The 19,450-nt window shown below is 69.7% G+C and carries 15 protein-coding genes and 1 pseudogene; 9 read left to right on the top strand and 7 right to left on the bottom strand.

Going from position 1 to position 19,450, the window contains the following annotated elements; genetic code table 11:
* Positions 1-13: 13 nt before the first annotated feature.
* Positions 14-1,174: a hypothetical protein gene (locus tag KBX37_RS23710; protein WP_210778114.1), complete on the bottom strand. Its 1,161-nt coding sequence runs from the start codon at positions 1,172-1,174 to the stop codon at positions 14-16.
* Positions 1,175-1,430: 256 nt separating this feature from the next.
* On the opposite strand from KBX37_RS23710, the gene KBX37_RS23705 reads away from it, so the two are divergent.
* The gene (locus tag KBX37_RS23705) at positions 1,431-2,276 is read left to right on the top strand and encodes a hypothetical protein (RefSeq protein WP_210778113.1); all 846 of its coding nucleotides are present in this window, start codon (positions 1,431-1,433) and stop codon (positions 2,274-2,276) included.
* Between the two features lie 573 nt (positions 2,277-2,849).
* Positions 2,850-3,176: a hypothetical protein gene (locus tag KBX37_RS23700; protein ID WP_210778112.1), complete on the top strand. Its 327-nt coding sequence runs from the start codon at positions 2,850-2,852 to the stop codon at positions 3,174-3,176.
* A gap of 410 nt (positions 3,177-3,586) precedes the next feature.
* Here the strand turns inward: KBX37_RS23700 and KBX37_RS23695 are convergent, their stop codons facing one another.
* The 4 genes from KBX37_RS23695 to KBX37_RS23680 all read right to left on the bottom strand — a co-directional run bounded on the left by KBX37_RS23695 (position 3,587) and on the right by KBX37_RS23680 (position 8,239).
* The gene (locus KBX37_RS23695; RefSeq protein WP_210778111.1) at positions 3,587-3,964 is read right to left on the bottom strand and encodes a hypothetical protein; all 378 of its coding nucleotides are present in this window, start codon (positions 3,962-3,964) and stop codon (positions 3,587-3,589) included.
* A 172-nt stretch (positions 3,965-4,136) separates the two neighbouring features.
* Positions 4,137-5,087 (bottom strand): hypothetical protein, encoded by a 951-nt coding sequence (locus KBX37_RS23690; RefSeq protein ID WP_210778110.1) that lies wholly within the window; start codon positions 5,085-5,087, stop codon positions 4,137-4,139.
* A gap of 216 nt (positions 5,088-5,303) precedes the next feature.
* Positions 5,304-6,413, bottom strand: a complete 1,110-nt coding sequence (locus KBX37_RS23685) for a hypothetical protein (protein WP_210778109.1) — start codon at positions 6,411-6,413, stop codon at positions 5,304-5,306.
* Between the two features lie 68 nt (positions 6,414-6,481).
* Positions 6,482-8,239, bottom strand: a complete 1,758-nt coding sequence (locus KBX37_RS23680) for a zinc ribbon domain-containing protein (protein ID WP_210778108.1) — start codon at positions 8,237-8,239, stop codon at positions 6,482-6,484.
* A gap of 670 nt (positions 8,240-8,909) precedes the next feature.
* Here KBX37_RS23680 and KBX37_RS23675 point away from each other — a divergent pair.
* From KBX37_RS23675 to KBX37_RS23665, 3 genes are read left to right on the top strand one after another with little or no spacing between them, the layout of a single operon-like run.
* A complete protein-coding gene (locus tag KBX37_RS23675; protein ID WP_210778107.1) occupies positions 8,910-9,752 on the top strand; it encodes an arpA protein in 843 nt (280 codons plus the stop codon).
* Between the two features lie 21 nt (positions 9,753-9,773).
* Positions 9,774-10,625, top strand: coding sequence for a class I SAM-dependent methyltransferase (locus KBX37_RS23670; protein ID WP_210778106.1), 852 nt, complete (start codon positions 9,774-9,776; stop codon positions 10,623-10,625).
* Positions 10,626-10,647: 22 nt separating this feature from the next.
* Positions 10,648-12,450 carry a choline/carnitine O-acyltransferase gene (locus KBX37_RS23665; RefSeq protein ID WP_210778105.1) on the top strand — a complete coding sequence of 601 codons (1,803 nt, stop codon included), beginning with the start codon at positions 10,648-10,650 and terminating at the stop codon, positions 12,448-12,450.
* Positions 12,451-12,571: 121 nt separating this feature from the next.
* On the opposite strand, the pseudogene KBX37_RS36040 reads toward KBX37_RS23665, so the two are convergent.
* A pseudogene (locus KBX37_RS36040) lies at positions 12,572-12,679 on the bottom strand (IS481 family transposase); the annotation flags it as partial.
* A 230-nt stretch (positions 12,680-12,909) separates the two neighbouring features.
* Here KBX37_RS36040 and KBX37_RS23660 point away from each other — a divergent pair.
* Positions 12,910-14,115 carry a cytochrome P450 gene (locus tag KBX37_RS23660; RefSeq protein ID WP_210778104.1) on the top strand — a complete coding sequence of 402 codons (1,206 nt, stop codon included), beginning with the start codon at positions 12,910-12,912 and terminating at the stop codon, positions 14,113-14,115.
* Positions 14,116-14,294: 179 nt separating this feature from the next.
* The gene (locus KBX37_RS23655; RefSeq protein ID WP_210778103.1) at positions 14,295-15,068 is read left to right on the top strand and encodes an alpha/beta fold hydrolase; all 774 of its coding nucleotides are present in this window, start codon (positions 14,295-14,297) and stop codon (positions 15,066-15,068) included.
* Positions 15,069-15,172: 104 nt separating this feature from the next.
* On the opposite strand, the gene KBX37_RS23650 is transcribed toward KBX37_RS23655, so the two are convergent.
* A complete protein-coding gene (locus KBX37_RS23650) occupies positions 15,173-16,165 on the bottom strand; it encodes a DUF1152 domain-containing protein (protein WP_210778123.1) in 993 nt (330 codons plus the stop codon).
* A 152-nt stretch (positions 16,166-16,317) separates the two neighbouring features.
* Between KBX37_RS23650 and KBX37_RS23645 the strand changes: the two genes are divergently transcribed.
* Complete coding sequence (locus KBX37_RS23645) at positions 16,318-17,370, top strand: FAD-dependent oxidoreductase (protein ID WP_210778102.1); 1,053 nt, start codon at positions 16,318-16,320, stop codon at positions 17,368-17,370.
* Positions 17,371-17,472: 102 nt separating this feature from the next.
* Entirely contained in the window at positions 17,473-19,284 is a 1,812-nt protein-coding gene (locus tag KBX37_RS23640; RefSeq protein WP_210778101.1) for a hypothetical protein, read from the top strand.
* Positions 19,285-19,450 lie beyond the last annotated feature (166 nt).

Here is a 19,450-nt window from a genome sequence, read left to right as displayed (position 1 = left end):
ACCCGGAGTGGCCTCAGTTCCGCAGCGTTGTCAGGGTGGTTTGAATGAACTCGGCGATGGTGGGTGCCAGTTCTTCGTCGACGAGGGGAGTTGGGTTGTCCGAGTAGCCGGTGATGTCGAGGTAGAGGTATAGGTTGCCGGCGACGACGCGCAGGGTGTGCATCCCGTCCTGGCCGTTGGCCGGTGGCTGGTAGGCCCAGTCGAGCGCGTCGACGTCGAGCGTCACCCCTGCCGGGCCGGTTGGAGTGAGGGAGGTGGGTTGGTGGGCTTGGTGAAAGTCGAGGGCCTGTTGGACGGTGTCGTGACGTCGGATCCAGAGCGCGATGGTGCCACCCCGGCTCTTCTTTCCCGTGCCAGCGGTGCGCAGGCTGCAGTAGGCGGTGCCGTTGTAGATCTGTTCGTCCGGGTAGCCGGGCATCGAATCACCCAGCCGGTCGTGGAACACATCCAGTGGCAGCTTCCGGCAAAATCCCTCTCCCGGCGCCGGGTAGTCCGACTGTGCCGTGGCGCTGGTCGGCCGAGGCGCGGGGCGGGGCGGGTTGCCTCGCAGCCGGTGGATGCTTTCGGTCACGAAGGCGCCGGTGGCGGTGCGCAACGTGGCGGCTGTCGGCGCTTCGGCGTTCTTGTCACCGGCCCTGGCCAGCACGGTCATCACGAGGTTCCGGTCGAGGACGTGGGCGGTGAGTTCGGACGCGAAGCCGGAATTGGTGTCCCGGTCCTGCCAGGCCAACTTGTCCACGTCGATGTCGGTGCCCGGTGACTCCGACGTGCGCTTGCCCTGGGTGCGAGTGCGGTGAGCGGCAGCGGCTTCCGCCGTGGTCGGGTAGGTGTACAACCACACCGCCACACCACCGTACGGTGGGTCGTAATAGTCGGTGCCCTTCGTGGTGTCCAGATGGCACTCACCCATCAGCGTGTCGGTGAGACCGACCATCTCTACCGTCCCCCACGGGAACTGCCACGCACCGAAGTCGGCGTACCGATGGCCGACGTGCTGCTCCAGCAGTTGAAAGGGAAGGGTCCGGCAGATGCCATGCGACGGGTCGGCGTAGAGCGCCGGGGATTCCACCGATGGCGCGCCCTCGCCAGGAGTGGAACACGCGCCGCCGGCGAGCAGCGCGACCATCACCGCGGCCAGCGCGCGACGCCGCGCGCACACCTTCGTGCCACTCACCCGGGACCTCCGACGGTAGACGGTGAAGCGACACCCTACCGAGCGGGCACCCGCAGCACGCCCGGCCTGCACAGTGGCGGGGCGCGACCGACTGCCTAGTGCCGGGTGAGTTGGCGTTAGCGTGTCGCAGTCGGCGGACGGCGGCCAGGACGCCGGTGGGACCTGTTCCAGGGTTGGCATCACCGTGCAGCAGCTGGCTGTCAGGATGTGACGGCCGGCGCGGCCAACGGCTGACGAGGTGAGGGAGGGTGTCGGCGTGGCGGTGGGGATCGGGGTCAGCGTGCTGGTCGACGGCGAGCGTGTGGACCCGGCCGACGTGCTTGGTGCGGTGACGCCGCTGGCGCAGGAAAACGGCGTCACCGTGGAGAGGTCCGCGTCGGTCCTGCTGCTCACTGCTGACGAGGTCGGCTCGCTGGCGGCGCTCGCGGAGCCCTTAGCCGCTTGGTGGCAACGTTACGGCCCGACCGAGGGCTGCAGCGCTGTCGCCCTGCGGTTCGCTGGCCGATACGGGGCGAGCGAGATGACGTACTGCCTCCCTGACCTGGCGGTGGAGATCGTGCGGGACACCATCCTCGTTGAAAGTGGTCCTGTTTACGGGCCTGGTGAGCGCCCAGGTCTCGTTCGCCGGGTGGGCGCCTGGCTGGTGCGACCGTTCCGTGTCGGCTTCGATGCGACGCAGGTGCAGGTGGTGGAGGAGCACGGTGTTCTGACGGTGGCGTTGGCCGGCCGTGAGTGGGACGACACACCGCGCTGCCTGGAGTTCCAGGCCCGCGATCCGGCTGACGAGCATTACGACCCGGCGGACGACGAAGGCCTGTGCCTGGTCACCGAGGCGCACGCACCCGCTTGGAAGGGACTGCGTGCACTCCGACTGGATCGGGGCTCACTACGCGTGCGGCTGACCCGAGAGGCGGCCACGGAACTGGGGCTGCGCTCGCCGGTGTTCCACGTTCGGCTTCGGCTCGATCCGGCCGGACTGGCGGCGCTGCGCGTAGGGCTCGGCCAGGTATTCGCGCTCACTGCCGCACACACCACCCCGACGCTCGACCTAGGTGATCCGAACGCCACCGACGGCCCTTTAGATATCGACGCCGAACGGTAGGCTCCGGCTGCCCAGCGCCGGTAGCCGGTCGGGGCGTAAAGGCCGTCGCACTGCGCGTCGTCGTGCGAGTCACCGCCGGCCATGGTGGGGATGCGGCGCGGAGTGTGCGGGGCCGCCCCTCCAGGCTCAAGCGCGCTTCGCGTCGTTACGCGACGGCCCTGCGGGCCGCCCTTGATCCTGGAGCCTCTGCGACCCCTCGGGCCGGCCATCTCCGGCAGGCCAGGGGCTTGCCCGGGGTACACGCGCCGCATCCCCACCACGGCCTTGTCGCGGAACTCGCCTTCCGGTCGTGGACGTTTGAAGCTTGGCAGCGCGCGGCCAGGGGAGCCTGCGGCTCCGGTATGGTCTTGGCGCGCGGTGGGAGGGGGTGGCGTGCGAAGCAAAGTGGTAAGAGCGTTTGGGTGGATGGCACTTGGCCTGCTTCCCCCCGGAATCTTGGTCGTCGGGCTGTACCTCCTACCGTCGGCGAGACCGATCTCGGTACCACAACCCGGGCCCTCGTGCGTAGCAGCCGACGAAGCTTTCGCCGCCCGGCTCGCGCAGGATCCCCTGATAACCCAAGCACCCCCCGGAATGACCCAGGTCTTCGCCGAACATGCCCAACCCTGCATCGGCATAGATGACAGTGCCTACATCGGCGGGGCCAACGCCGTGTACGCGTATCCGGAGCAGATGAAGACCCTTCCGGATGTTTACGGCTTCTATCGCGAGGTCGGGCAAGCTAGCGGTTGGCAGATGGCCGATGGGAATCAGCTGTGTGGCATCAAGGTGGTGCAGGGTCGGCCCCTACGGTTTCTACTAACGATCGACGGGGGCCTCTGGGAGGGGCGCCGCCCGAGCTACTATGTCGAGATTCAGTACGAAGGTATAGACGAGCCAGGGTTTTCCTGCGAGCCGTGACACGCCCTGAAGCGCCCAGCTCCAGCCCGGCCGCGGCTCCACGGCTAGGGTGGGTGGGCCCGTTCGGCTCAGGGTCGGCGAACTATCGAGCAGGGCGCCCAATCGGGCGGTGGATTCGTCGGGTCAAACGATAGACGCCCCGAGGCTGACGGAGCGCTTGAGACGGCCGTTGACGACGTACTTCAAGGTGCGCTGTTCTCCGCGTCGGTTGCGGGTCAGCGCGCTGAGCAGGTCGCCGGAACGGCGACGTCGAAACGGATCGGTGTCGCTTCGACATGTACCGGGCTCGCCCCGCATCCGGCGGCGCCGAGCATCGCCCAGGCCTTGTGACCCGGATAGGTCGGGTCACGCCATGTCATGCCAATGAGCGACCAGCGTGCTGCCGAGGCGGTCCAGGTGTGGGCCTGACGTCACACTGCCGCGATCGGATACCCGATCGCGGCGATGTCCTCGTGCAGCCCGGCAACGGTCACTTCTGGGTTCAAAGCCTGCACAACTACGTCAGTGAGCGGGCGGTGTGCGACGACGTGCTCGACCAACGTCGGGTCCACCTCGATCTCGTAGTAGTCCTCGGCGAACTTGACGTACCGGTCGACGATGTCGTCGAGCAGGACCTCGAGCTCGGTCTCGTCGGCTGTCGGAGCACCGATGAACAGCGGCACCTCGCCCCGCTCGCCGATGAAGCAGTAGGCGCGTAATAACTCACCATCCAGGGCCGCGCCTGCCGATGCCTGCCCCGAAGCCGGAACGCACGGTCCAAAAGATTCCTGGACGTCCGGCCCTGGCACCACCTGGCTACTTGCGTGGCTACTCGGATCGTCGGCGCCATCGGCCACGGACCCGCCGGGGGGAGCGTGGTCGCCGTAGTCGGCCAGTGTCTATGGCTGTCATCGCCATAGGGGCGCCGTAGCACCTTGACGGGGCGTTCGGTTGCTCGCCGTTTGCGGCGGTCGCGATCGGTCAGCGCGCGATGGAGAGGACCGCCTTGCCGTCGACGACGTCGACGGTTCCACGGATGTCGAAGGTGACGGTTTCCTGCCAGGAGGTGCCGGCGCCCGAGGAGCGGACGACGGTCGCGGCGGCGACGCCCTGGGCGGGACTCGTCACCGACACCTCGCCGCCCGTACCCAGCGTGAAACTCAGCTCTGGATACCGGACGATGCTCCAGGCCACGATCTTCACCGGCACGCTGCTGCTCGCGACGAAGGGGCAGCCCGAGGGTGCGAGTTGATTGCGGCGCGCGCATCCGTCCACGTGGGCCCGTGCCTGCTGCTCGACGTCCTGGCGCACGCTCTCGCGGACCTGGACCGGCGAAGGCGAAGCAATCGCGCCCCCGGCGAACGCGATCACCGGCTCCGCCCGGTAGAGCGGATGCTCCGGGAGGGTGACCCGGTAGGCGCCCGGGAAGGCGACGAGGCTCCGTGCGGTCGCCATCGGCAGACTGGAGCCGGCGACGATCAGCTGGCCGGTCGCCGCGGAGTCCAACCGGAGCTCGAGCAGCCCGTCCGTGATCCGCCACGACGGCAACCCTCGCATGCCGCGCTCATTCATCAGCGGCAGCGTGACGGTGATGCGCGGGCCGCCGAAGTCGTAGCTGGCATGCACGGTCGCGCTGGCGCCGGTCCAGTTCGCGCGCTCGATGCTCAGGTTGCGCGGTGGGGTGTAGCCGGGGCTGCGTAGAGTGCCGTTCGTCAACAGCGACAGGTCCGCCCGCTCGTCGACCCCGGCGACGGGCCCCGGCTGCCCGATCGCGGAGCCGTCGGCGAGCAGCTCACGCGCCTTGGTCGCGTCCCGGTCGGCCAGCGCGTCGAAGTACGTGCGTACCGCCGCTTCCGGCCCGATGAACCGTGGCACCAGCAGCATCGCTGCCGTACAGAGGAGCGCGAGCCCAACGATCGTGGTGATCAGCACGACGGGCCAGAGCCGACGGGTGCCCCTGTCCACCGGTGGTCCGAGCCCACCGCCGACGGGAACCGGGGATGGTACTGCCCGGTGCGGGACCGCACCGGGCTGAACCGGGCCGCAGCGCGGGCAGGACGCGGAGACGAGCGGAGAGCCGCAAAAGGTGCAGTACCGGTGCGGCTGTGGTTCGTTCACCCGAGCTCCTTCTCTTGATCTTCCACGCTGCTACGACGGGTCGCGGTCAGCGGTGGGCACGAACACGACCTTCCCGTCGATGACGCGGCCGATGCCAGACACCGAAAACGTCGTACTGGAGGCGAACTCTGGCGCAACCCGGGAATTGCTCCGTCCGGTCACCTCCGCCGCCCCCGCTTCACCGACGACCCAGGCCTCCGCACCGCCGGACGTCAACTGCAACCGCAAGGTCGGGTAGTGGGTGATCGTCCAGTTGATATTCGTGACGGGCCCGTTGCTGACGCCGCGGAACGGGCACCGGGGCGGCGCGAGCTCGCCGCTCTCCGCGCAGGCGTCGAGGTACGCCCGCACCTGCGGCTCGATGGCCTCACGAACCGTGGGTCGCAGCCGTACCAACAGGCGTTCGGTTTCGACGGCCCCCGCCCACACGGTGATGGGCGGCGCTTCGCGGATCGCGTTCCCCACCGGCATGATCAGGTACGCGCCCGGAAACACCACCTCAAGCCGCTGCCGACTCGCCGGTACCGCAGTGCCAGAGACCAGGAACGCGTCCCACCCGGCGTCGTTCCGCGGCAACGGCAGCGGCAGGAGTCCGTCCTGGATTTTCCAGCCGGTGGACTCGTCGTCCCGGATCAACGTGAGGTTGAGCTGACGCTTCGCATGTTTTATGCCGTAATCGACCTTTACTGTGCTGGTGTCGGTGACCGAATACAGCACCTCGACTTCCACATCGCCGGGTGGGGTGTATCCGGGGTCGTTCAGGATTCGGTCGGTCAGCATCGGCGGGTCGGCCCGTTCGGGCGAGCCGGGATCGAGGAGCGCCAGGGCCTTGTCGGCGTCTCGCTCGGCGAGCGCCTCGAAATAGGAGCGGGCAACGTCATCGGGGCCGTCCGGGAGCCACCGGAGGACCAGCAATGGCACCGCCGCCACGATGAGGAGGACGGCGACCGCGCCGGTCAGAATCAGCGACCAGGGCCGGCGGAGCCGGGACTGCCCGCCGGTCGGCGCATCGGCGGGGGGCGGGTAGGCCGCGGGCTGGTGTCCCGCCTGCCCGGCCCCGCAGCGGAAGCAGAATCTCGGGCTGCCCGGTACCGGCGCACCGCAGTACGGACAGTACCGAGCCGGCTGTGCATCTGTCATCGGGACACCTCGCTGGTCAGGTGGGCGACACGTCGTTGCCGCTGGTGCGGAGGCCGGATGGTGGAGAGTCAGCGCGGAACGAACAGGATCTTGTCCCCGGTGGCACGCGCGTCCCCGTGCAGGGCGAACGATGTGTTCTCGGCGAGGACCTTGCCGCGTACGGTCACTGTCGCTGTGCCCATCCTGCCGACGACCTGTGCGTCCCCAGTGGGCCCGAGCGTGATTTCAAGCGTCGGGTACCCGGTGATCCTCCAGGCGACGTCCTTCGCGGGAGTCGGGCTGTAGGCCGAGAAGGGGCACCCCTGCGGCGCCAGTTCCGCACTCGCGGCGCACTTGTCCAGGTACGCCCAAACCTGCGTTTCGATCGCCTGGCGGGCGCCTTCCCGCATGCGTGTGCGGATAACGCCCGCCTCCCTGGCGCCTGCACGCACCCGGACCGAGGCCGTCACCTCCCGGATCGGATGGTCGGGCAGTGAGACGAGGTAGGAACCGTGGAACACGAACTCGATGTAGCCGGCCGGCGCTCGTGTGCCCGCGATGAGGAGCGCCTCGAACCCGTATTCACCGGAGGGCGGCGGCATCGGGGGCAGACCGTTGATGCTCCACGGCTGCCGCTTGCCGTTGGCCCCGTCGCGGATCAGCGTGAGCCCCGTCCGCTCCCGCTCACCGTCGAGTTCGTAGTCTCCCTCTACTGTCGCGACGTCGTCGCGAACGTCGGCCACCTTGATCCGTAGGTGCTGAGGCGGGTGATATCCGGGATCGCGCAAGGCTGCTCCGCTTGTCAGCATCAGCGGGGCCGCATTCGCGACATCCTGGGAGAGCATGGATCGCGCCCGATCAGCATCACGGTCGGCGAGCGCCTCGAAGTAGGCGGCGACGGTGTCGCGGGGCGACATGGGGGACCCCTGGCGATAGAACGTCACCGCCGCGACCAGGACGACGCCGGCTGCGGCGACGGCCGCGACCCGGTGCCATCGGCGCCACCGGCCGGGCCGACGGCGGAGGGCCCCGGCCGCCTCCTTGTCCGCTCCGGCGGTCTCCCGGGCCACGGGCGCGGGCCGCTGCCGGGGCAGGCCGCATTGGCCGCAGTAGGCCGCCTGCGCCGGGACGACGGCGCGGCATCGCGCGCACTGGGTGCCGGACCGGGGTGGACTTCCCAGCCGCCGTGCTTCTTGCGGCGCATCGACCGGCATGGGCGGGGCGACCAGCGAAGCGGTCCACGCGGGTGGGGGGACGGCGGTGCCCGCGGCCGGCGTCCGCACCGTGGCAGGGCCGCCGTCGTCCGGCACATTCGGCGGCGCGAACTCGACGATGGACGCGGGTGCTGCGGGTGACGGCGGGGACGCAGCCGGTGTGGGCGGGCGGGGATTGAAGGCGGGCGCATGCGTCGGGGACGGCACGGTCGCCCGGTGCTCCCGTCGCTCGGTGGCTCGCCGGACAAGTTTCACGGTAACGGCGATCAGCAGCCCGCCGAGGGCACCCAGCAGGCCGCCCAGAAGAGCGCCGTTCGTCCGCGGCGACGGACCGTCTGAGTTGGCGTCCGTCGAGCCGTACGCCGGCGCGTCGCCGACGAGAGCCACGGGTACGTCGCCCGCCCGGACCGCCGTGCCGCGCGCTGATCCGGTATCCACCGCCGTCGCCGCAGCACCGATCCTGCCCGACATGGCCACGCCCGCGGTCGCGACGGCGTGATCGGCCGGCGAGGCGTGTGCGGGGGCCGCCCCGAGGCTGGTCAGCAGCACCAACTGACCAAGCAGCCCGAGGCGAACCAGCCACGGGCGCGCCGAGCGGTAGGCGAGCACGGTTCCCAACTCCTTGAGCGACAAGTGCTGCAGCCTATGGGAATCCGGCCGCCGACGCTGCCCCTCCAATCGACGAAACTGAGCTGTGTCAAGGAGCTTGGACAGTGTCTCGTGGGTTTGCTGGTCAGGCTGCGGTACGCAGTCTGTGATCGGTGAGCGCTTCGGCTGGGGTGCGGTAGCCGAGGGTGGAATGCAGGCACTGCCGGTTGTAGAACACTTCGCTGTATTCAGCGACGTCCTGAGGCCGTAGGCCTCGTCCGGCGCGGCCCACCGCACCGGCACGCCAGCGTCGACCCGCGGCCGTTTCAGGCCGATAGGTGAGCCGGAGGTGCCGGTAGAACTCGGCCTTGTCGGCGGGGTCGGCCCGCCGTGTCGACGACCCGTCGCGGTTGCGGCACCCTGTTCCTGCGCGGTGAGCTGACCCGGGCCGGGAAGACGGTGCTCAGCGCGACGTTCCGGGCCCTGTTCGGACGCCGCCCGTAGCGCCTCGGCCGCACGACGGGACGCGCCACGACCGTCGGCCGGTCCCGGGGCGGCACCCGGGGGCGCTACCAGTAGTTGGGCTGGTCCAGCGGGCCGCCCTCCGGCCGTGGCGCTGTGAACAATATAACCAACATGGGGCTAGACGCCGGTGAATCTTGTTAGGATTCCGCATTTCTTCATGCCGCCACCATTGAAGAAGGGGTCCGTCCAAATGCATATAGTGGACACCGCGCGCTATCCACTGGCCGACCCGGGAAGCGACGCATGGGAACGCGTCGTTTCCCGAACGCGCAGCGAACTGCGCGAACTCGGGTGCAGCGTGCTGCCGGGGTTCATTCTGCCGAGCAGCTGGGAGGCGCTGCGGCGGGAAGGCGCCGGGGTCGCCCCGCTGGCGTACTACGACGTTGAGGAGACCAACGTCTACAACATCGCGTTCGACGACGACCTGCCGGCCGAGCACCCGGGCCGCATCGTCATGCAGCGCGGCAACGCGTTCGTCCCGCGCGACCGGATCCCCACCGACAGTGTCATCCACCGGCTCTACATCGACCCGTCGTTCGTGCGCTTCGTCGCCGCCTGCTTCGAACTCCCGGAGCTGCACGAGCTCGCGGACCCGCTGTCCGGCCTGGTGCTCAACGTCGTGCAGCCCGGCATGGAGCACCCGTGGCACTTCGACACCAACGAGTTCACCGTCAGCATGCTGACCCAGGAGCCAGAGGAAGGCGGCGTCTTCGAGTACTGCCCGAACATCCGTTCGGCGGGCGCGGAGAACTTCGGCGCCGTCCGTTCGGTGCTCACCGGCGCCGACCGCTCGCCGGTGCGAGCCCTGACCCTGCGCCCCGGTGACCTCCAGCTGTTCAAGGGCCGGTACGCGCTGCACCGGGTCAGCGCGGTGCGCGGCGCCACCGCCCGGCACTCAGCGATCTTCGCCTACTCCGAACGCCCCGGCGTGATGGGCAGCGTCGCCCGTACGCGGCAGCTGTTCGGCCGGGTCCTGCCCGCGCACCACGACGCCGAGCGCAATGCCGTGCGAGTCGACCAGTTGCTGGATTAGTAATCGCGAGGAGCCGCCCCCGTGCGTTTCGACCGGACCGGAAAAGTTTCCCTCGACGGCATCTACACGCAACCCGATCCCCGCGCCTATTTCACCACCCTGCGTGAGCTCGACTATTACATTCCCCAACTCGCCAAGCCCTATTTCCAGCAAATCATTGGGCAGTACCGCCAATCGCGGCAGGTGGCCGTCCCGACCGTCGTCGACGTCGGCTGCTCCTACGGCGTCAACGCGGCGCTGCTGCGCTGCGACGCCACCATGGACGACCTGTACGACCGCTACGCCGGCGCCGAGTGCACCCGCCAAGCGCTGCTGGAGCGCGATCGTGAGCTGGTCCGGGCGCACCGGTCCCCGGCCCGGTTCGTGGGGCTGGACGTGTCCCGGCCGGCGCTGGGGTACGCATCGGCGGCCGGGTTCCTCGACGACGTCGTGCAGGCCGACCTCGAGGCGCGCGAACCCACGGCGCGGCAGCGCGCCCTGTTCGCCGGTGCCGACATCGTGATCTCCACCGGATGCCTCGGCTACGTCACCGGCCGGACGCTCGTGCGCGTGGTCGACTCCCGCCGGGACCGGCTGCCGTGGATGGCGCACTTCGCGCTGCGGATGTTCCCGTTCGAACCGATCGCCGACAGCCTCGCGGCCCTCGGTTACGACACGGTGCGGGTGGACCGGACGTTCCGGCAGCGCCGTTTCGCGTCCGACCGGGAACAGCGGCAGGTGCTGGAGACGATGTCCGCCGCCGGCGTTGATCCGGAGGGTCTGGAGAGCGACGGCTGGTTGTACGCTCAGCTCTACGTTTCCCGGCCCATCGGCACTCCCGACCCTTTGACCTTTGACGTTGACCAGTCACTGACCCAGAAGGCCGCCCGATGAGCGGCGAATTCCAGGAGACCGAGTGAGCACGTTCAAAAACGAGGACACGTTGCCGCGGGTGCCGTTGCCCGCGCTGGAGGACACCTGCGCCCGGTTCCTCGAGTGGTCTGCGCCGCTGCTGACGGAGGAAGAGTTCGCCGACACCGAGGCCGCGGTGCAGGAGTTCGGGCGGGCCGACGGTCCGGGGCCGAAGCTGCACGCCGATCTGGTGCGGTACAACGCGGACCCGGCCACGCACAGCTGGTTGGACACGTTCTGGCCGGCGCGCTATCTCGGTCGCCGGGACCGGATCGCGTTGAACGCCAACTTCATCTTCCTGTTCCGCGACACGCCGTTGCGCGGGTTCGCCGAGCCGCAGGTGGAGCGCGCCGCGCGGCTCATCGCCGCCGCCGTGAACTACAAGACCCAGCTCGACGACGAGCGCATCCCGCCGATCGTGACGCGCGGGCAGCCGTTGTCGATGGAGCAGAACAAGTTCCTGTTCTCGACCACCCGCATCCCGGGGCCGGTGCAGGACACCGTCCGAGCGCCGTACAGCGACGAGATGCCGGGCCCGTCGACGGCGCGGCACATCGTGGTGTTCCAGCGCGGCAACGCGTTCCGGATGGACGTGGTCGGTCCGGACGGGCGCCCGTACTCCCTCGACGACCTGGCGGCCGGCCTGCGTGAGGTGCAGAAGGCCGGTGCCGTGGCCGCGACGGCCACCGCGGCCGGTCATCTCACCACGATGGCCCGGGCCGAGTGGGCGGCGGCCAGGGACCGGCTGGCGGCACTGGATCCCGGTAACGCCGCGGCGCTGGACACCATCGAGACGGCGCTGTTCTGCGTGTGCCTGGAGGACCTGACGCCGGCCGACGACCTGGCGGCCTGCGACCAGTTGCTGCACGGCGACAGCGGCAACCGGTGGTTCGACAAGGCGGTGTCGATCATCGTGTTCGCCGACGGCACGGCCGGCATCAACGTCGAGCACTGCGGGCTGGACGGCACCACCATCCTCAGCTTCGTCGACACGATGCTCGCCGCGCCGCCCGAGGAGCACGCCGCGCAGTCGGGTGCGGCGGCGCAGGGGGTGCCGGCGATCGAGCCGGTCACGTTCGTGCTCGACGACGCGCTGCGGGCCGACATCGCCGCCGCGGCACGGTCGTTCGCCCAGTACGGCGCGGACACCGCCACCGTGACGCTGTCCTTCGACGAGTTCGGGGTGGACGAGGTCAAGCGGCTGCGGATGTCGCCGGACGCGTTCGTGCAGGTGGCATACCAGCTCGCGCACAAGCGGGCCAAGGGCTTCATCGGCGCCACGTACGAGTCCATCGCCACCCGCCAGTACCTGCGGGGGCGGACCGAGGCGATGCGCGTCGTCACGCCCGAGGTGCTGCGGTTCGTGTCCGTGATGGACGATCCTGCCGCGTCACCCGACGAGCGGCGGGCGGCGTTCCGGGCCGCGGCCGACAAGCATGTCGAACGGGCGAAGCAGTGCCAGGCCGGTGCGGCACCGGAGCAGCACCTGTGGGAGCTGCAGCTGATCCAGAAGCGGCGTGGGGCGGCGCTCGGCGTGCCCGAGTCGTCCCGGCTGTACGAGACGCCGGGGTGGCTCAAGATGCGCGACGACTACCTGAGCACCAGCTCGGCGCCGTCGACCAGCATCCGCTACTTCGGGTTCGGGGCCACCAGCAGTCGCTGCATCGGGATCGCGTACGTGCTGCTGCCGGACCGGTTCAACCTGTACCTCAGCACCCCGCGCCCGGTCGCCGGCATGATGTACACGTTTTCCGACCGGCTCCGCGAAGCGTTGCGTGAGCTGCGCGACCTGCTCGACGAGCGGTAGCCAGGGTCAGGGGTCCGCCGCCGGCCGCTCGATCTCCGCGACCTGGTGGTCGGCGTGGCGGCGGACCCGGTCCCGCAGCGCGTCCCAGGTCTCGGCGGCGAGCCCGCGAGAGATCGCCCGGGCGTTGGCTGCCCGGGTGTGACGGTGCGTTGAGTTTGCCCTGGTGCCGGCCTTGAGTGCGCCAGCCGCCGCCGTCGGGGATGTTGCCGAGCTTCTTGACGTCGACGTGCGTTGCGTGGGGCACGAGGACCTCCCGGGGTGGCGGAACCTTCGACAGGCTCCACTCCACCCGGAGGTCCTCACCTATTTCAAGATCCCAGCCGGGTCACCAGCGCCCATGGACAGAGCGGTGACACATCGTGGGACGTTGATTACAAAGGGTGTCGCGCAGGGGGGTCGCGCGGCTACCGTGACCACGGCATCGATTCATGCACCTAGATCATTCGGTCAGGAGCGACGATGACGACGATTCCCGCCGTGGACCTTCCGTTCCTCGACATCACCGCGCCGGACTTTCGGTTCGACTCTCCCGCGGTCGCTGCGGCACGCGCGGCGAACTGGTGTGCCATGACGCCGATGGGACTCATCGTGCTGCGCCACGCCGAGATGCACCAACTGCTCCGCGACCCGCGGCTGGCGCAGAGCGGCGAGCGCTACCTGGAGCTGATGGGCATTTCCGACGGACCGCTGTACGACTGGTTCGTGCCGATGATCCTGCACCAGCGCGGCGCCGACCATCTGCGCCTGCGGCGACTGGTCAGCAAGGCGTTCTCGCCACGGATGATCGAGGGCCTGCGGCCGTTCATGCGTGACACCGCGACGAGTCTGACCGCGGCGATCGCCGAGCGGGGCGAGTGCGAGTTCATGGCAGATTTCGCCGACCCGATGCCGGTGCGGGTGATGTGCGCGCTGCTCGGCGTCCCACCGACCGATTACGAGTTGTTCCGCCGCTGGTCGACCGATGTCGGACTGGTCTACAGCTTCACCCTGCCGCAGTTGCGTACCCGGGTGGAGGAGGCCGTCGTGGGGCTGCGTGCGTACGTCGACTCACTGATCGAGCAGCGCCGCGCCGAGCCGCGGGACGACCTCCTGTCGGCGCTCATCGCCGCTGAGGAAAGCGGGGACCGGCTCAGCACTGAAGAACTGCGCAACCTCGCCCTGACCCTCGTGTTCGCCGCGCACGACACCACGCGTAACCAGCTCGGTCAGGCGCTGGCGACGTTCAGTGAGTACCCCGACCAGTGGCGGCTGCTCGCGAAGCGCCCGGAGCTCGCGCCACAGGCCGTGGAGGAGGTCATGCGATGGGCGCCGGCGGTACCGACGATCTTCCGGTTCCCCGTCGAGGACCTCGACGTGCACGGTGTCCATGTCCCAGCGGGCACCTTCCTGCTGCTCGGCACGCACGCCGCCAGCCGGGACCCGCTCGCCGTCGACGACGGTGACCGTTTCGACATCACGATCCACCGGCAGGTGCCGCACCTGACCTTCGGCGGTGGACCGCACTACTGCATCGGCGCACCGACCGCCCGCGTCGAGATGGCCGAGTCGCTGATCGCGCTCAGCAGTCAACTGGCGCCGCCGTCGATAGCCGGCCCCGTCACCTGGCGTCCGCCCACCGCCATCCATGGACCCGAGAGCCTGCCGCTCCGGTTCGGGCGGCGTTGAGCATGCACCGCGCCTGGGTCGTCGGCGGCACGGCCGTCGCGCTGCTCGGTGCCGCGACCATCGGGGCGGCGCGGGCGGCGGTCGCCAGGATCGAACGCAACCCGGACCCCTTGCCGTATGACCGGCTTGCTCGGGAGCCGCAGGGCGAGGAGGTGCTCGTCCCGCGTCCGGACGGAACGGTGCTGCGCGCGATCGTGACCGGGGACGGCCCGCCGGTGGTGCTCGCCCACGGATATGGGGCCTCGCTGCTGGAGTGGAACGTGGTGTGGGACACCCTGGTCGCCCGCGGTCACCGCGTCATCGCCTTCGACCAGCGCGGCCACGAGCGCTCGACGCTCGGTTCCGCCGGTACCGGCTCGAAACCCATGGCGGCGGACTACGCCGCCATTCTGGAGCACTTCGACGTGCGGGACGGCGTGCTGGTCGGCCACTCCATGGGCGGGTTCATCGCGGTCCGTGCTGTACTCGACCACCCCGAGCTGGCCCGGCGCCTGCGCGGCCTGGTGCTGTTCGCTACCTGGGCGGGCCGCATCCTCGACCAGGCACCGCAGAATCGGCTGCAGATTCCGCTGCTGGAAACCGGTCTTCTGCAGCGGCTCGCGCGCACTCGTGCCGGTGGTGTGCTGTTCGGAGCCGCGCAGTGCGGCACCCGGCCGTCGCCGGCCATGATCTCCGTGTTCCGGGACGTCTTCGTCCGTCAGAGCCACCAGCCGCTCATTCCGATCGTGCGGGCCTTCAGCCGAGAGGACCGTTACCCCCGGCTGAGCGAGATCACCGTACCGACCGTCGTCGTGGTGGGCTCGGCGGACCGCTCGACGCCCCCGAGCCACTCACACCGGCTCGCCGCCGGCGTGCCCGGAGCGCGGCTGGTGACCGTGCCCGATGCCGGACACCTGCTCAACTGGGAGGCGCCCGATGTCCTCGTCGAGGTCATCTCGTCACTCCAGCAGTAAGCACCCACGCAGCCGGCCGGACCCGTGATCCTGGTGGTGAAGGACTACCGACGGGGGTCCTGTCGTACCTGGTCAGCTCGCGGCTCCTGCCGCCGTCCGGGCGTTCAGTGGGGAAACGCGCGGGGGACGCGTGCGCTGAGCAGTTCGTCGCGGAACGCTTGGATGCGGGTGATGACCTGTCGCCTGCCGATGGTGTTCTCGATGCGGTCGAGGTACAGGCATCGGGCGGCGAGTTTGTCGAGGTCGACGGTGAAGTAGATCGTCATCAGCGGGTTGACGAACAGGTCGCCGCCGCCGGTGCGCCGGGTGAACCGGACGTCTCCGAACGCGCCGCTGGTGGCGGCGGCGATCTGTCCTTGGACGATGCTCGGCCGGTCCGGGGTGGCGGCCTGGGCGTCGGCGACAGCATCGCGGTACAGCGCCGCCTCCGGGCTGGAGCCGGGAATGGACAGGGCGCCGAGGTAGCCGCCGTCGCGGTCGAGTGCGGCGAGGTTCTCCAGCACCTGGACGTGGTTGACGCCGTCGTAGGCGTCGATGCCGAAGCCGAGACTGGTCACCAGCTTGACCGGCACGTCCAGCGCGGCCACGGCGGCCAGGCTGGTGATGTCCTCCACCGGGGTGCCGAGATCGCTTTCGTCGCCGCGCAGCAGGACATCGGTGCCGCCATCGGCCAGCACCACCGCATCGATGTCGAGTTGTTCGACCAGGTACCGGTACGCCGCCCGTAACGGTTGGACACCGAGCGGCGGAAAGGCGTACACGGTCGACGGCAGTTCCCGAGCCGCCAGCCACCGGGCGAGCGTCCGTTCGGGGAAGTACCAGTCCGGGCTGCCAGTGTCCGGCTGCACCGCGGCGACGTGCTCCGCTACCCACGCGTCCCGGTCGATCAACTCGAGCTGGGAGAAGGACAGGCTGGCCAGGTGCACCTGTGCGCCGCCGCGCCACAGGGCGAACGCCAAGGGCAGCCCGGCGTACACGTCGAACCCCCCGCCCGCTCCGGCGATGAGGATGCTGCGCGCCGGAGCCAGCGCGGCAAACAGCGGCGGAACGGCCAACGAGAACGCACCGGGGTCGGCCGGCAACGCGGCAGGGTTCATCACCGCTCAATGATCAGCCACGCCCGTGCTACCCAAGCCACCGTGACCGGCAACAGCGATCGGGTGTACGCACATGCCGCTGACGCCTTCGGGCGGTGTGAGATCGATCGCCCGTGGGAAGGCCCGGGCGAGCCCGAGATGTTGTCCGACACATGCCGGATACGGATGTGGTGGTTGTCGGGGCCGGGCAGGCGGGGCTGGCCAGTGCGTACCACCTGCGCTCCTCCGGTCTTGACTTCGCTGTCCTGGACGCCGACGCGGCGCCCGGCGGGGCCTGGCAGCACCGGTGGCCGACGCTGCGGATGGCGACCGTGCACGGCATCTTCGACCTGCCCGGAATGCACTTCACGCCTCCACCGCCGGACGAACCGGCCGCCGAGGCGGTGCCGGCCTATTTCGCGGCCTACGAGCGTGAGTTTGGCATCGACGTGCAGCGGCCGGTCGCCGTCACGGCCGTCCGGAACGCCGGCGACGGAGGACTCCTCGTCGAAACCGACAAGGGCACCTGGACCACCCGGGCATTGATCAACGCGACGGGAACGTGGACCAGGCCCTTCGTGCCGTACTACCCCGGACAGGAAACGTTCCACGGGCGGCAGCTGCACACCGCCCACTACCGGGGACCGGCGGAATTCGCCGGGAAGCGGGTGGTTGTCGTCGGGGGCGGAACGTCGGCCGTGCAGCTCCTGGTCGAGATCGCCGACGTCGCGGCGACGACCACCTGGGTCACCCGCCGCCCGCCGGTCTTCCGCGACGGGCCGTTCACGCCGGACTACGGACGCGAGGTGGTCGCCAAGGTGGAGGCACGGGTACGGGCCGGCCTGCCCCCGGGAAGCATCGCCAGCGCGACCGAGCTGGCGTGGACACCGCAGTTGCTCGAAGCTCGGGAACGCGGCCTCCTCCGACGCCGGCCGATGTTCGACCGGATCGTCCCCGACGGCGTCCAGTGGCGCGACGGCACGGCACAGCACGTCGACGTCATCCTCTGGTGCACCGGCTTCCGGCCGGAGCTCGAGCACCTGGCCCCGCTGCGGCTGCGCGGGCCCCGCGGCGGCATCGTCGTGGACGGCACCCGGGTGGTCGCCGACCCCCGTATCCACCTGGTCGGCTACGGGCCGTCCGCGAGCACGGTCGGCGCGAACCGGGCCGGGCGGGCAGCGGTCCGCGAGCTGCGCGCGCTTCTGGCGGCGCCCGCCCCCGCCTGACCGGGCGGCGACGGTGGATCCGGCTGTGGTGACTGACGGGTCGCGGGCCGTGGCCCGGTCAGGGGATCGCGGTAGATCACGTGGCTGTCCATCATTGGTGCCATGACGTCGGTAGGTGGCCAGCGGGTGAGGGATGCGGACGGTCGAGCGCACAGTCCTGTGGAGCAGCGACTGATCGAGTCCGTCGCCTGCGGCGAGGTGCTCGATCTGGCCGGTGACGGGCCGGTCGACGAGGCAGCGATGCGGTCCTGGGGCGAGGAGCGGACGATCTCGGCTTCGGTCATCCGTGAGCTCGTCCGCGGCCGTCTGGTCAGCGAACCCGACCCACACGGCCTGCGGCTACGCGGAGCCCGGATCGCCGGTCAGATCGATCTGGAGAACATCACCAGTGACCTGGCGCTGGAGCTGCGCGACTGTCTACTGCCCAGCGGCTTGAATCTCCGCAAGGCCCAACTGTTGGCGGTTGCCTTGACGGGGTGCCGCATCGAGCAAGCGGCAGATTCGGACGATGCGCCAGTCGACGCCACCCGCTTTGCCGCGCGGGTGCTCTCGCTCGAAAGGAGCACCGCCACCAGTGCCAGCGAGCAGGGCACGGTCCGGCTGCTCGCTGCCCACATCGGCACATTGGACTGCAGCGGAGCGCGGCTCGACAGCACCACCGGACCCGCCCTCGACGCCGACGGCCTCCAGGTCGACCAGAGCGTGTTCCTGGGCGGCGGGTTCACCGCCACCAGCGCCAGCGAGCGAGGCACGATCCGGCTACTCGGTGCGCACCTCGGCGGCCAACTGAACTGCAGCGGAGCGCGGCTGCAGAACACCACCGGACCCGCCCTCAACGCCGACCACCTCCAGGTCGACCAGGACGTGTTCCTGCGCGGCGGGTTCACCGCCACCAGTGCCAGCGAGCAGGGCACGATCCGGCTACTCGGTGCCCACCTCGGCACATTGGACTGCAGCGGGGCACGGCTGGAGAACACCACCGGACCCGCCCTCGAAGCCGACCACCTCCAGGTCAACCGGGACGTGGCCCTGGACAGCGGGTTCACCGCCACCAGCGCCAGCGAGCTGGGCACGATCCAGCTGCCCGGTGCCCACATCGGCGGCGTCCTGTACTGCAGCGGGGCACGGCTGGAGAACACCACCGGACCCGCCCTCAACACCGACGGCCTCCGGGTCGACCAGGATGTGCTCCTGGACGGCGGGTTCACCGCCACCAGCGCAGGCGGCCAGGCGGTGCTGGTGCTGACCGGTGCGCGGATTGGCGGGACTTTCCGCCTCGACACCGACCGAGCGACGCACCTGGCACCGGACCAGGGATCGCTGATCGAGTTGGACGGGCTCACCTACAGCGGGCTGCCGCGGCCAGCGTCACTGGCGCGCTGGCTGACCCTGCTGCGCGAGCACACCCCCGGCTACGCCGCCCAGCCCTACCAGCACCTCGCCGCCGCTTACCGCGCCGCCGGCCACGACCGTGACGCCCGCACCATTCTCATCGCCCAACGGCGCGACCAAATTCAGCGCGCCGGACTGGCCAGCTCCGAACGCGCCTGGGGTCGCCTCACCGGCATCACCCTCGGCTACGGCTACCAGCCGTGGCGTTCCCTGCTCTTTCTCCTCGCCACGCTTGCGACCGCAGTCACCCTCAGCGTCACCGGCGGCCACCACGGCGGCCTCGCCCAAAAGCCGGCGACCACAGCAGTCGCGGTCACCGCCTGCACCACCATCGACCAGATCGGCGTAGGCCTCGACCTCGGCACCCCACTGATCAAAACCGGCGCCCGCGATCGCTGCCAACCCACCAACACCCCCGCCGGCCAAACCCTCACCATCGCCAGCTGGTTCCTCCAACTGCTCGCCTGGACCTTCGCCACCCTCTTCATCGCCGGCTTCACCAGCGCAGTCCGCAAAACCTGAATCCTGCGCACGTCAACAACCCGAGTTACACCGTTCGTTTTGATGCGATGAAGGAGCGGGGCCTCCGCTCCTCGTGACAGTCACCCTGGTCAGGGGTTTCCCTGGGGTTGTCACGACGTACCACGACGAAGGAGGCCCCTGTGGACGAGTATGACGGCCGGCAGTA

The sequence above is a fragment of the Micromonospora sp. U56 genome (assembly GCF_018070095.1).
GTDB classification, from domain to species: domain Bacteria; phylum Actinomycetota; class Actinomycetes; order Mycobacteriales; family Micromonosporaceae; genus Micromonospora; species Micromonospora purpureochromogenes.
This window is presented reverse-complemented; position numbering and strand designations above follow the sequence as displayed.